This is a genomic window from Bacteroides sp. L10-4 (assembly GCF_013373675.1).
Classification (GTDB): Bacteria; Bacteroidota; Bacteroidia; order Bacteroidales; family Bacteroidaceae; genus Bacteroides; species Bacteroides muris.
Window position 1 is genome coordinate 1 of the sequence record NZ_JABXJH010000072.1, and the last position, 15,398, is coordinate 15,398.

General features: G+C 41.0%; 9 protein-coding genes. All 9 read right to left on the minus strand.

Annotated features, from left to right (window positions below; all coding sequences use genetic code 11):
- Nucleotides 1-80 precede the first annotated feature (80 nt).
- Nucleotides 81-806 carry a glycoside hydrolase family 125 protein gene (locus HU824_RS17215; RefSeq protein WP_255260555.1) on the minus strand — a complete coding sequence of 242 codons (726 nt, stop codon included), beginning with the start codon at nt 804-806 and terminating at the stop codon, nt 81-83.
- On the minus strand, nt 772-2,754 hold the full coding sequence (locus HU824_RS17220; protein WP_176469501.1) for a glycoside hydrolase family 97 protein: 1,983 nt from the start codon (nt 2,752-2,754) through the stop codon (nt 772-774). Before HU824_RS17220 ends, HU824_RS17215 begins: the two co-directional genes overlap by 35 nt.
- A gap of 41 nt (nt 2,755-2,795) precedes the next feature.
- Nucleotides 2,796-5,708, minus strand: a complete 2,913-nt coding sequence (locus tag HU824_RS17225; RefSeq protein WP_176469506.1) for a GH116 family glycosyl hydrolase — start codon at nt 5,706-5,708, stop codon at nt 2,796-2,798.
- Nucleotides 5,709-5,798: 90 nt separating this feature from the next.
- Entirely contained in the window at nt 5,799-7,898 is a 2,100-nt protein-coding gene (locus HU824_RS17230; RefSeq protein WP_176469502.1) for a hypothetical protein, read from the minus strand.
- Nucleotides 7,899-7,920: 22 nt separating this feature from the next.
- Nucleotides 7,921-9,327 (minus strand): DUF4185 domain-containing protein, encoded by a 1,407-nt coding sequence (locus HU824_RS17235; RefSeq protein ID WP_136008805.1) that lies wholly within the window; start codon nt 9,325-9,327, stop codon nt 7,921-7,923.
- 94 nt (nt 9,328-9,421) lie between these two features.
- A complete protein-coding gene (locus HU824_RS17240; RefSeq protein ID WP_225982630.1) occupies nt 9,422-9,835 on the minus strand; it encodes a DUF4945 domain-containing protein in 414 nt (137 codons plus the stop codon).
- Nucleotides 9,836-9,859: 24 nt separating this feature from the next.
- Nucleotides 9,860-11,668 carry a RagB/SusD family nutrient uptake outer membrane protein gene (locus HU824_RS17245; protein WP_176469503.1) on the minus strand — a complete coding sequence of 603 codons (1,809 nt, stop codon included), beginning with the start codon at nt 11,666-11,668 and terminating at the stop codon, nt 9,860-9,862.
- Nucleotides 11,669-11,681: 13 nt separating this feature from the next.
- Nucleotides 11,682-14,900 (minus strand): TonB-dependent receptor, encoded by a 3,219-nt coding sequence (locus HU824_RS17250; protein ID WP_176469504.1) that lies wholly within the window; start codon nt 14,898-14,900, stop codon nt 11,682-11,684.
- Between the two features lie 61 nt (nt 14,901-14,961).
- The coding region (locus tag HU824_RS17255) for a transposase (RefSeq protein ID WP_176469505.1) at nt 14,962-15,398 on the minus strand (437 nt) is incomplete at its 5' end.

The following is a 15,398-nucleotide window of genomic DNA, read 5'->3' on the forward strand; positions in this document are numbered from 1 at the left end:
ACAAAACGAACTTACGTGACCTGTTCGATAAGACTGATTTCAACGATATCAAAGAACTCGATTATCCCCTTTTTGAAGGACTATTTGATTAATTTTTTAACTCGTCCATTTTTATTGGACACTAATGACTTACGTTCGTGAATACCCGGTTTCATCTCCGTATGATCGCTGTTCCACCTTGTATACTTCGTATCATCATCATAAAAGGCATTGGCATACGGATCCTTCAATATAAAGGAAGTCTGCTTATTGATAACGCCAATTATCAGTTTCTGCAGGTTCTTATCTTCAGACATGAAATCCAAATACGGATATACTTGGGCAGAACTATCCCTTAACCACATGGCATCAATATCACCGGTAATCACATATGTATCCGGTCGGCCATCCTTTTCTGAATAAAAAACGGTTGTGTCCAACGTATTCGGAAAACAATTCCCAAACAGCCAGCCCAGTTCTTCATTCTTGACCTTCTGTTTAAAAGTAGCAATGGCCTTTTCAATGGCAGGACTTTTGAAGTTCCTTTCCGATATAGGCTTCCTTACTGTTGGAAACGACGAAAAAGAGGTAGCTGTCGAAGCTACGCCTGAATTCGCAAACATCAAGTTTTTATTCAGCGCATATCCTGCCCCCAAAAGGCCCACTCTCCTTATAAAATTTCTTCTGTTCATGCTATAAATCCATTGATTAAAAATATTATCCTGGAACAATCTTCTTATCCTAACAAACAACAACTGATTGAAATACAATTTCAACTGATAAACATCACCCTTATAACCTTCTGATATGTAATAGCGCTCCTCCATCCTTTGCCAGATTCAGTTCAATGATATCCTTCCTTGTAACTTTCCGTACCTGTCTGTCCAGATTGTTTGGATTCCGCTCCACATCCTCCGCATCGGTATAGATCGTTGCCTGGTAGTCCCCCTCACTAAGGAAGTCCAATTCCAATTTCAGATCCCTTTCCGTACCGTTGTTCAGCGAGCCTACCCACCAGTCCGAACCGCTCCTGCGGGCCACCGTGACATGCTCATTCATCCTTGCCAGCGGAACTCTTATCTCATCCCACGTTCCCAGCACGGTACGGAGCACCTCGAACCCCGGTTGACCTTCATAAGCCTTTGGCGTATCGCACAACGAGGTAAGATGGTTTTCCAAAACCACATACATGGCCAACATATGGCAGCGCGTGCTCATTACATGAGGATTTACATACTGTATCTTGAACTCCGAGCGCGGCAGTGCCCTGAACCCTCCCAGGTGATAGTCCGTCGCTCCCGCCAGCATCCTGGTGAAGGGTATCGCAATGTCATGGTCCGCATTCACCAGCGTGTCCCATTTGCATACTTCATAGTTGAGTGTCCCTTCCCGTGTGAATTCATTCGGATACGTCCTTACCAGTCCGGAAGGCTTGCTCGACCCATGGAACTGTATGAACAGTCTGTGTCTTGCCGCACATTCCAGTATCTCTTCTTGAATGCGTATCATCTCTTGGTCATTGCGGTCCATGAAGTCCACCATGAGTCCCCTGACCCCCCATCCCTCATAGAGCGCAAAGGCTTCTTCGAGTTTGTCGTACAACGGTCTCCAGTGTACCCACAGATGTATGCCAACCCCCTTGCTCCTTGCATATTCCACAATTCTCGGCATGTTCAGGCACGGTATCGGTTTTGTAACGTCCGCATTGGGTCCCGCCCATCCGAAATTGAAGTTGTCATCATAGTACCAAGGAGTCTCTGCATATCCGTAGATTCCATGTGCATCCAAGCCATTGCGTTCTGCAAAATCGATGTAGTACTTGTTTGTATCGAAGTTGTTTCCCGGAGAGAACGTGCTGTCCGGCACGACATTCCCGTTCCACCATGTGAACGTGGTCCTGCAAGGCTTAATCCATGAAGTGTCTTCAATCCTGCAGGGCTCGTTCAGGCTTGTTAGTATATTCGTCTCCAGCAATCCTCCCACCCGGTCTGCAACGGAGATTACGCGCCACGGGGTACGGTGCGGGAAACTGTCTGTCTCGACCTTTATCTTCTCCTGCCCCAGTTTTGGCGAGAGCTTTCCCACCAGTCCACCCTTCTCCTTCACCAGGTACATTCCCGCATAGTCCCTTATGGCCGCTTCAGTTATAGCCACTGCCACCCCGTTGTCGAACTCGAATGTCGCCGGCATCTCTATCAGCCTTTTCCTTGCCACCTTGTCATATCTTACATGACTGTATACCCCTTCGTGTGTATTCACATACCCGGGCAGGTACATGAGCAACGCCATCGGGTTTCCTTGCAAGTTGAACTGTGTCCTTTCATCATACATCACGTATGAATCCCATGCTTTCTGTTCCGGAAATTCATATCTGAATGCTATCCCGTCATCGAATGCCCTTACAACCAGGTTTATCAGACGGCCGGAATCTGACCGTTCCTGCATGGGAACGGTCATTTCATTGCAACGGCTACGTACACTACTTGTCTTGCCGACAATAAGCTTGTATGTCTCATCAATCTTTTTACGCTGCACCTTTCCTGCTTTAAGATTCCTTCCGAACTCTCCGCTATCAAAGCTGAAACCAAGTAAAGAATTTGCTATAAGAGACTGCTTCCTATAGTCGATGTCATATGAAACACTCTCCGGCGTTACTTTCAGAGAAAATCTAAGTTTTCCGTCAGGAGACGATACAGACATTCTCTGCTGTGCAGAAACAGCTATAAAACAAAATAATGCAACACACAAAACAAGAAGTTTCTTCTTCTCTGTCATCTTAATCTGTCTTTGATTGTACATCCCTATCCTAATTGACCTCAATCCACAATCTTGCCTGAAACATTATAGCGTTTCACATCAATGTTGCCATAAACCACGTTCAACACAGGCTTTCCTGCTTTCCATTCAATAGTTCCGAAACCGGTATCAGTACTGATGAAACTTTTGAAATCACCAATCTTAGAATCGATGTACATGGTTTTGTCAACAGCATCATACCACACTCCTGTAAGCCCCTGCAACATTCCATAGCTTGCCATGGCACGTGCATACCAGTGGCCGCACTCTATCTCATTGAACGGGTTTCTTACTCTTCCATCATATCTCTTACGGCATTCACGGACAATATCCAAGCCCTTTTCCACCTCACCTTTCATCATCAAATGACTGGCAACCTGATATTCGATACCGGTCCAGACTTCATTGCTGTATACAAAAGGCAGTGACAGCATACCACCCTTCGGCCATGTGCAAAGCAATAATCCGCCATCCTTACCACAAGCATACACCGGCCTTTGAGGATTGAAATGGTCTACCAAGTCATGTTTCAGATTGTATTTGTGTACGGCCACCAGATGGCTCCTGACCTTTTCATTGTCCAGCACTTCATCCAGTCCGCATACGGAAGCCATCCACATCCCTAAAATTCCATCGGACAGACAACCGGTACCGTATTGGTATTTCGGTCCTTCTTCCTTCAGCAATTTCAGGGCCTCTTCGGAATAACTTCCCCCGAAAGACATTACATCAACCGGATTGGGAGCCTGAAGCCCTTCCCACTGAATTTTCTGTATGAAATATTCTCCATCGAAGAGTGCAGTTTCCATGTATTTCTTGCCTTTTGACAGCAGGGCCGTATATTCCTTAACGGGTTGCTTCAGCTCCTTGCCCATCTCTATAAACGCAGTCAAAGCTCCCAAATAGAAACTTGTACACATGCCGTCCGGTCCCCAGAACTCGATGTCATAAGTATTGTGGTGCGGCTCTTCAAGATAGCCCTTATGCAAGGGGTCCCATGTACGGATGCAATAGTCAAGACTCTTTTTCACTGCCGGGAAAAGGTCTTTCATCCACTGTGTATCCCCGCTGATACGCCATTCACGGTAAACTTTCATAATCCCGCCCAACTGTCCGTCGGCAGCAGCATGGAAGTTGTGAGGCGGTGCCGAAATAGGCAAGTTGACTCTAAAATTCTGGTGTCCTTCCGTATTCTGGCTTACCCTGAATTCCGTTTCACGCAAGGTTCTTTCCAAAGACGGGAACAAATGGGGCAAAGCCTGTGCATAGTTCCACACATGCGTACAACTTCCGTGACAAGAGCCAAAAGAATCCTGGCATCCTTCCCAAGCCCAAAATCTTCCATCCCATTGACGCAATACCGTAGGAGATTTCAATATAGTTAAATTAGCAGCAACAGCCTCCAGTACTTCTGCCGGCAAAGAGGAACTATAGAATGCATCACTGAACAGCCGGCTGTTCTTTTCCAGCATCGCCTGATTTGCATCCCAATAGCCGATAACCTCATTCAAACTCTTGAAACGCTCCGAGTACCAAGGTCTGTAGGTAGCTTCGACATCTCCTTCATCTGCCAGGAATTGTTTTTCTTCTTCAGAAGAATCCACAACCTGCCAGTCTCCCCAACTGTTACTTTCAAAATCGGCAAGTAAGGTGGATATAGAAGACAAGTTGTAAATATCTTCATTCCTATTGTCTGTCAACACAAACTGGTCGGCCAGAATATGTCCCCACGGGTAAACATCCAAATCAATGACTTTCACAAAAGCCTTCTTTCCTTGATAAGGTTTCAAATCCCATACGGTTTCACTCAGAGTCTCCGTCTGATTTCCGACCGCCGTCTCTACAATCTTTCCGTCTACTACAAGATTTACAGAAGTACGGTCAGCCTGACTGCCTCCACCTACCAGAAACTTCAGATATCTTTTCCCAATATTGAATTCAGGAGACTGAATAATACCCGTCAGTCCATCTCCACCCTTATCGAACGAGTTCAGCAACTGCTTGCCGACAAAGCCGCTCACAGGTTGCTGACCGGAAGCCGTTCCCTTGCAGGGCATCCCCGTAAATGCCTGTCCTACCTTTCTGGCACCACCGATAGAAAGGTTTGAATCGGGCAGATACCAGCAGAAGTTTACCTTGACTGTTTTTGTCTCTCCCGGCTGCAACGTCAGCGGAACATAAACAGACGCTCCCGGAACAACACCCTTAACCGGCTGCTTATCAGCGATCCGCCCATAGCGAATATTATCCCAAACCACAGTCTGCGGATCGAACCAGGCACCACGGAACCAACAATGGTCTACAACAGCAGCAGCATTGTCCACATAAATAGCTAGCCCACTGTTGTTCTGATCGGATTCTAAAACAAACCCGTTCTTTACTCCTCGGATAGTACCCTGACCATCAATGAAATTTTTGGTATTATAAGAAAATACCGTCTCGATAGCCTTACCGGAAGTGTTTGCAAACTGATATTCCAGTACTCCAACCGGCAAGCTGGAATTGTCCGCATCCGTCGGGATAAAAGGACTCCAACCCGTAATCTTTGCCACCAAAGGCATATCCTTGTCTCTTAAATCAATAGTCGCAAAAGGAAAACGTGTCTGGAAAACCGCCTCCTCAAAGCGGGGAAGACCATACGTCTTGTCTCCCCTACCCAGACCACTCTGTGCAGGACCAAACCACTTCCACGTTGGAACCTGCCTTTCCAATACCTTTGCCCCGTTTTCAACACCCTTTACATAAATCGCGGCAAAGGTATACGGCTCATTCATCACGTCTGGATGGTGCCTGAGAGACACATGAGAAATGGCACCGGTTCCTTCCAAACAGAACATTCCGGCACCGATTCCCCCTATAGGAAATGCAATCTTGTCCAGATATTCCTTTTGATACTTACCATTAAACTCCCGTTCTTCACTGTTCCGGGACATCGCTTTACCCGGAAACAGCATAGTCACATTGAATAGGGCCAATAAAGTTAAAGTTGATCTTACCATAGTTGAATTATTAATGTTAACGAATCATTTTTCTATTTTTCCAAATTTATCAAGGATGCGGTTGTACGCTTCAGCCGCTGCTCCATTTCCCCAATCATAGATTGTAAACTCACCCATACCTTCACCTGCCGGATTTGTACGGCCGCCATGCCCGTAATTTTCCATCATGAATCCATAATCCTCTGAAGCAAAGAACGGATGAACTTTTTCCCATTGCTGTTTGGTTTGAGGATTTTCAGTACAATACATCATTACAAAAGATGCCTTAAGTGCAGCATATCCCCGTTCTATATACTCTGGCTTATCAAGAAGTTTTCCATATTGAATGATGAGTTCGGAAAAAAGACTTTCGCGTGAATCATTCCATTCACCATCGGCATTCAACACACCAAAACCACCCAATACATTTACATACATGTATGGCGGCTGCCACGACGCTTGGGTCATCAGCAATTCATCAAGTGTACGCTGTCCATAATCAAGATATTCTTTATTTGAGGTAAGACGATAGCACTCCAGTAAGGCTTCAGCTGTCCAGAACATTGAAAAATTATTCTGTTTATGCATATTGTTCCGCAAAACTTTTTTACCTACCAAGTTATCCGAACCGTAACGAGAACAAGACCAATAGGTTTCAAAGTCTTCCCACTTCCCAACCGGAATAATTTCATGGATAACTGCATTCATAGCTCTAAATGCTGCCCGTTTATACTCTTCCTTATGTGTAAGCTCATACAGTTTAAGTAAAAAAGTAACTGATAAAGATGTTTCAGGAGAAGCATTTAAATGGTTCATCGGCTGCATTGTCTTTAAGTCAAGCCAGCCAGGGAAAAAACCATTTTCATACTGTATTCCAAGTAAAGCCATCGCATAATCTTCTGCATAAGCCAAAAGACGGGCATCTTTTTCTAATTCATCATACCACCGAAGCATCAACAATGCTGTCCAACTCATATCAAGAATATGATACGGAGATTCTTTCGGATTCCAAGTATAAGGGTTTCTGTTGGAATTTCCCCAATAATAGGTATTCCACCCCTTGCTCCGATTATACTTTTTACCATCAATCTCTACTTCATGCATTTCCGTACCGATAAGTCCATAGAAAAAACCATTCCTCTGCGGAAATGACAGAGCCAGTTCTTTTGTCAAATTTGCTTTTGCAAAAAGCTCCCTATTACCGGTTCTTCTTGCATATCGATATAACCCACTTGCAGAACGCAATGAACTGAACCATGCCTGATTCCAGATAGAACGAAATTCACGTTCATTAATCTCTCCCGGATAATTGGGACTTTGTGTAACATTCACAATGAATACGGGAGCACCCACTTTGTTTCCATCTAACTCAAATTGCTGCCACACATTTTCTGACCATGAATTAAAAGCCCAATTATAAGTATGTTGCACATACTTTTCCAGGCTCTCCTTCACCGGATTACCTTTCACATATGCAGTATGCCCCCATCGACTCCACATAAATTCTAACGGCTTCTTGAAAGGATTCCGCAATACTTCCTTGCTATCAGAATACATCAAATAAAAGCCTATTTCAATATCTCCTTTTGGATAAGTAGTTTCTTGATCACGCTCAAACAGAACGTGTTCGGATACATGGTTATTGCACATTCCGAGAATAAGTGTATTAGAGGATGCGTCCATATCCATATACCATCGTACAGGAGTCCCCTTCTGCATAATATCCAAATCGGGGATAAGAATAAGAGTTTGATGATCGTCTGCTACAATAAGGGCAGGAGAACGGAATACATGTTGATCGATGACATTTCTATCAGTAGGGGTAAGATGTGGCGCCCAATGGAATGAAGGTAAAAAATCCGGCTTTACGGCTATACGCCAATCACCTTGTTGAACAGAGTTTTTAAGCGAAAAAGAAAGGTTTATGTACAAAGTGTTGTTATCTATCACTTTCACATGGCTTTTTCCTCTCTCAATTCCTAATAAATCATACTGTATAGCATCAATAGCTTTACTAAAATTTTTCGGAAAAACACCCTTATTCAACTCAATTCTCTCTTGTGCATCCCAATGCTCTTGAGCACAGATGCCTATGTTGGACATTATCATCCAAACAAAAGTTATAATTAATGTGCGTGTGTTCATGATATTATATTTATCAATATAATTAAAACTCTCCCATATCAGCCAATTCAGCCTTCATTAAAAAAACATTATAAGGCATCCACATTGACATCGTAAAATATAAATTATCACCAGTTACCGACAACGGATGAATGTAAGAACCATACAATTGGGCATACTCTCTACCATTAGCAAGCTCATAGGGTTCACTCCATGGGCCAGTTATGTCTTCTGCCGTACGCATAGTTATATTATATCTATCTGCATTGAAATAAGCAATTATCCATTTCTTATGTGTCTCGTTATATATAAAAGAAAGTTCACCAACCTTATCTTCTATTAATACTGTTGCCTCATTTTCATTGCCTTTTATCCATTGATTAGTAAAAGCATTCCAATATTCATAAGCTGTCTTATTCTCAATATCTGTTTCATGAAATCGTGCTAATTTAGCATTGCTATCCCTCCCCGTTTGAGTACCTATCATATAAACATATCCATCTTTTTTAAAGTACCCTACCTGGCCAAAAAAACTATAAGATGAGAAGGTTATATCTTTACATTTAGCCCATGTCAAACCATTATCAACCGACTTATATATTCCCGAATAATTTGTAATCCATCCCGTCCAATTTCTCATATTAAAATAATGCACATAATCTATTCCATTAGCACGAATAGCAGCTGTTGGGATAGAAGTCCAATCACCATTACCTGACGAATCTTTTCCTCCATATACTATCTCGCGGGCATACCCTTTATCATCAGTAGCCATATTACTGAATGACAATCCATCTTCTAAATCATTATCCTCCGAGAAAGCCAGCACATTACTACGCCAACTCCCTCCGTTAGGTCCAGGATTAGCCGGATTAGGCTTAAAGTCATACCCAAAAGTATCACCAAAGAAAATTCCATATTTTCCGGGCTGCATCTCCCAAATAATGCCAAGATCTGTTCCTCCTACATTCCATTTTGTCGCAGTATTATTAGGGTTTGGGAAGTTTTCTCCGTCCATAGAACTACCAGTTACACGAGCAGTACGACTGACGCTTCGGATAAAGAATCCCCAACGGTTATCCACATTCAAAGAAAGGTCATTCGATTTGTTTCCATCTTTATAAACTGCTACCAATATCAATCTAAAATTCTGGGGATCCGTCTTCTGAACCACATAATTAAATACATAATCTGCAGTTAACTCATTTCTATCTATTTTGACTGAATAACTATTTCCTCCACTTTTTCGAACCATCAGATAATCTATGGCATCTATATTCTTAAAATTCAGAATCGTTGAAACAACCTTCGTGTCTTTATTTGGAATCAGAAAAGTTTTCGCAGAGATAATCTCATCAACTGGTATAAAAGGCTCATTTTCCTCTTTATCCGAACAAGAAAACAACAAGAATATAGAGAAAGAAAGAACCATAAATAGAATATTTTTCATAGCGTCTGTTTTAAGTCAGTTTACTGTATCTATAGATGCAGTACACGGGAAGCATAGAAATACCGGACTGCATCTATGATACAGCAAACTTTAATTATTGAATGTCAATTACCTGACCTTCGGAGTATATTCTGCTGGATATTCCGGTTTCTACAACTTCGTCTGTCAAGTTTCCTACCAATTTTACAACGAATCTGTACCTTTTATTCGCATCGATTGCAATGCCTTCGGCAAATGTCCCTTCATTACCAATGGTTATCACATCTCTATAGATGTCATTCTCCACTTTCTGAATACTTACTTCAAGAGGCCTCAAAAACTCATCAGGTATATTATCTGGAATTTGCCATGTCAACTTCACTGTATTCCCTTGTACTGAATAATCAAGGTTTTCCACTTTAGGCAAAATATAATGTGTTCCTTTACTGCCTACAACATCTCTGTCGTAACAACCAGTAAACAATAAACAAGTAAATATTACCATGCATATTCTTACTATATTTTTCATAATCATAATTCTAAAAGTTTAATATTAATATCCCGGATTTTGTGTATAATTACCTTTTGCCCACTTCATCTGAGCCTGTGATATGGGGAAGAATTCATCTCTACCAGCAGTAAAGCGTGCTATATTCATCCAGTCAAATCTATTTCTTTCCACTGCAAAATAAGCATTCATCGTTTTCTCCAGAGTTCCCCAACGCTGCAAGTCGAAGAAACGGCGTCCTTCACAAGCTAGTTCAAGACGGTTTTCCCATTCCATGGCCTTCCATGCAAATTCTTTGGTCCATGTACAATTCACACCAGGTTTATACAACTCACATTTGTAGTTCAGAATATAGCTTCCATCCGCAGTTTTCAGATTCTCAAGACTATTGGCGGCACGCTGACGAATTTTATTAATCAAAGGCAAAGCTTCATCTTGTCTGTCCAATTGAATTAGGACTTCTGCTTTCCATAGTATCACTTCATCATATCTGATTAATCTCTTGTTCATAGAGTTAAACTGCCAACCATCGTACAGCAAACAGTCACAATTAGGATGCGGTAATTCCTTCACAGATTTCAAATAACCATACTCAACACCATTACGAATACCACGAGCCTCAAAAATCAAATAAGGGTCATACTTCCAAGGCTGTCCGGGTGCACATATCGTATGACTGAAACGAGGGTCGAAAGTGTAGCGGTCGAAGAAAGCCTTATTACCGGCATCTACAAGTGTAATATCATCCGAACCATCGGCTTTCTTTATGTAATCACCATAGCAATCATCATTATAGGTATCAAACAACGGTAATCCATTTTCACCAGTCTTGAAAGCATTACCCATTGTATAGCTTGCATGATGGAAACCACAACACTGAAAACCTCCCCAATTCCACGGATGATTCAGTCCTTCACTTCTATTGATTTTACCCCCAGTAGAACTATTATCATTGATAGAATACTGAATCTCCCAAATGGATTCTTTCGTATTGTTATCAGACTCAATCATGAAATTCTCACCAAAATTGCTACATAAGTCCAAAGCTTTACCTTCTTGTTCCGTCAACTTGTTCAGATAAATCAAAGCTTCATTCAGCCGTTCTTTGTTTACATTAATCACCTGATGTCTCTCATCTTGCTCATAAGCCATAAACATCAATGTTCTTGCAACCATTGCCGTTGCCGCATTCTTATTGACTCTTCCTTTATCTATCTGTACTTCTGGAAGATATGACTCTGCATCCTTGAAATCCTTAAGAATTCTCTCCCACAGATACTGATCATTCGGATAGTTCTTGTCCCTATTCGGTACAGCCTCAAAATCTGCAGAAGTACCTGTTATAGTTTCATCCATGTAAGGTATATATTTGAAGAACTCTTTCAGTCTGAAATGAGTAAATCCGCGAAGAAACAGCATCTCACCCATTCGACTGTTCTTTACTGGAAAATCTTCTTCAGAAATCGGCTGCATTTTCTGGATTGCAGTATTACATCTTTGGATAACTTGATAAGAAACATACCAAGGGTAATCAATAGGCCAGCCATTAGGAGTCAAATTCACAAAGGTTTCCATATATCCCCATCCATCGCCGCCGTCCCAGACGCCTCCTCCTCCTTTATAAGAGTCATCAGAACGAAGAGAACCAGACCACCAAGGTGAGAATGGTGAATCCCAAGACGGAATATCTGTCATTCTTGCATAAGCAGCTGTTACAAAGCCTTCCATATCACTTGGTCTAACAAGCAAGTTCTCATCCAAAACTTGTTTGGGATTTACTTGTAGGAAATCCTCACATCCGGTCAAGCCGAATGTAGCGGTTAAAATCAATAATGATGATATAAACTTTTTCATTGTGTTTTTTTAATTAAAATGTAACATTAAGTCCGAAAGTCATTGTGAATGGAGTCAAATATCCATAACCAGACATTTCCGGGTCAAAACTTGTAAATTGGTCATCTCCCCAGAATTTCTTCAAAGTAAATACGTTTCTTGCAGAAGCATATACTCTCAAATTTTTCATCATCATCTTGTTGGTGATTTTAGCAGGAAAAGTATAACCCAATTCTATATTTCTCAACTTCAAGTAAGAACCATCTTCTATATAATAAGTAGACATTCTCTGTTCATTATTGGTCATAACATTTGTCATCGCCGGAATATCTGAATCAGGATTGTCAAACGACCAAGCATCCAATAATCTAGTCGGATGATTTTTTCCGACAGGAACGGAACCTGATATATGCCAAAAATCACTCTGACGCTTCCAATCATTACTTACCTGATTACCAAACACACCTTGGAAAAACATATTCAAATCAAAATTACGATATTTGAAATCGAAAGTGATTCCTCCAAAGAAATCTGGATCGGCTGTTCCGATATACGTTCTGTCAGTCAATTCATCTACACGACCATCACCATCCAAATCTTTATAACGAATTCGACCAATAGCTTTTCCTGGTTGTTCAGCATGGTTATCCACTTCCTCTTGTGTCTTGAAAATTCCATCAGCTACAAGACCATAAAATACATTGGGAGACCTACCAATAACGAAGTCACGGACACCATCTCCCGGATATTTATTAATTACGTTTTCAGGAAGCTCTGTCAATTTCGTCTTATAAGTACCTATATTTGCTGAAATAGTATACTGAAATTCGGCACTTGGGTCATTCCTAAAACTAACTTCAAATTCAAGACCTTGATTATTCATATTTGCACCATTAATCCAAGGTTCTCCACCTTCTCCCATCACAGCAATATAAGGAGTCTGTACAAGAATATCCTTTGTCTTCTTGAAATAGTATCCTAAAGAACCTGTAAGACGTTGGTTGAAAAATCCGAAGTCGACAGCCAAATCCGTCTGCGTAGTAGTTTCCCACTTCAAGTCAGGATTACCAAGCCAAGTTCTGTTATAACCGGAATACAAGGGACCGCTCTCATTACCCTGAATAGGATAAGATGTTCCAAAATAATCTGTTGTAAACGGAGTGGTAGTATATCCTCTCGGAAGACCTTGCACACTTCCGTTTGCTCCCCAGCTAGCACGTAATTTAAGATCGGACAGAAAGTCAAAATCTTCCATAAAAGCTTCATCCTTGATTCTCCAACCAACGGAGAAAGCAGGGAAAGTAGCATAACGGTTATTCTCACCGAATAAAGAAGAACCGTCACGGCGAACGGTAGCAGACAGCAAGTACTTTCCGTTATAAACATAGTTGGCCTTACCAAACAAAGAGAAATAGGTATATTCATCTGCAGAACTACCTAAGTTATATTTCTCTCCGGTAGTTACACCAATATGTGCAAAATCTCTATCTTCCAAATAAATACCTTCTCTTCTTGCAGAAAATCCTTCTTGAACGAATCTGGTTGCCTCAGTACCCAACACAACATCCAAATTGTGTTTACCAGTACTCAATGTATATGACAAAGTGTTAGTCCATACATAACTCAACGGATGTGATTGATAACTGCCTACATAGTTTTCTCCATCGCTATTTCTTCCTCCAGTTTCCGACCAAACACCATCAACAGCACGATTATAAGCATTGCCATAATCAAGACCGAACTGGGTTCTTGCCGAAATGCCTTTCCAAATATTCAAATCGAGGAAAATATTACCAATAATCTTCACATAATTATTGATATTATCCTTATTCATTGTCAATAATCGAACAGGGTTGGTAAAATCATCAAAACCCGGAGCACCAGCCCATCCACCATTTTCATCATATACAGGAGAGGCAGGAGGATTAATCATCGCCCACCATGTTTCACTTTGGTCTCTATACTGCAAATAAGATACTGCAAGATTTTCACCAACTTTCAAATGATTTTTTATCAAACTATATTCAGTATTAGCACGTATCGAATATTGTCTGAAGAATGTATGTATCTGTGTACCTTCATTATTGAAATAACCCAACGAGAACAAGCTTTTGGATTTCTCAGAACCATTAGAAATGGTCAACTGATGATTATGGGAAATAGCAGTCTGAAAAATTTCTCCCATCCAATCTGTATTACTTCCTCTTACAGTTTGGTCTGCATTAAGGTATTCAGCAACTTTAACCTCGTCCAAAACAGCTATTCCATTATCACCTCTATGCCATGTATAATTATACGCTGAAGGCAAAGAAATAGAAGTACCATATACTCTTTCATCATAAGCTTGAGCTTGGAATGCTGCTCTACCATATTGTTCAGCATTCATCAAAGTAGGTTTGTTCAATACAGTATTGATAGAAACACTACCATTATACTCAATGTTTGTCTTACCTGCTTGACCCTTTTTTGTCTGAATCAAAATAACACCACCGGAAGCTCTTGCACCATAAATAGAGGCAGATGCTGCATCTTTCAAAACTTGAATAGATTCAATATCACCAGAATTTATATCACGAAGATTCAAATTTTCAGTAGGCATACCATCCAAAACAATTAAAGGCTTAACTCCTCCCGAAAGAGAAGACAATCCACGAATCTGCACCGTAGTTCCTTCAGCAGGATTACCACCATTTGTAGTGATATGCACACCAGCCATCTTTCCTTGTAATGACTTCATGGCATTGGCAGAAGCATTTTTCTTTAAATCACTCGCATTTGCCATTGCAACAGAACCTGTCAAATCCGCTTTCTTCTGTGTCATATAACCAGTGTATACCACAACTTCTGACAACATTGTAGCATCACTCTTCATGATAACATTCAAAAAGTTTAAGCCTTTAACCGAATATTCTTCCGTTTTTTGACCAATATAAGAAAAGACTAATATAGCCTTATCAGAAGGTATTTTTATAGAGTATTTTCCATCAATATCAGTCGTGGTACCGATAGTAGTTCCTTTAACAACAACATTCACTCCAATAAGAGGTTCATTCGTTCCTTCTTCCAAAACCGTTCCTTGTATTATCCTCTTTTGTTGAATCACGTTAGAAGTATCTATACCATGTCCAGATACTTGAATAAACTCTTTTGTCTCCGATACAGCCACAGAAAGAGGTAAACTATCCCCTGCATAAGCTGTCAATGATAACATTGATACCAATGCCACGAAACCATTTCTTTTGAAATATTTCATAATATAAATAAAAAAGGTTAATAAAATAATATTATTTACTATACAATACCTGTTGGTTGAATTAAATTAGAGAATATTTTATCCGCCCAATCGGACGATGATTAACGAAATTGACATATTGCATGAACGTCATTGCTGCTATTTTGCCTGCTATGCGGGTGAAAAGACCGCAGGATTGTTTTGCGTAGTTTCGTATCATCATAAGATTGTCGTTGAGCTGGGAAAATATCGTTTCGATACGTTTACGGAATCTCTTGTATGCCCATGTAAGCGGATGCCAGTTTTTCTGATTCAGCCGATATGGAACTTCAAGAGTGATATTTGCTGCCTCAAAGAGATTCTTCTGAATCTCAGCACAGAGATAGCCTTTATCTCCAAGCATCATGCAATCATGATATTCCCAGCGTACGTCCTTGAGATAATGAAGGTCATGAACACTTGCGGCAGTCATGTCAAAGGAATGGATAACACCAAGTATTCCGCAGACAACATGGAGCT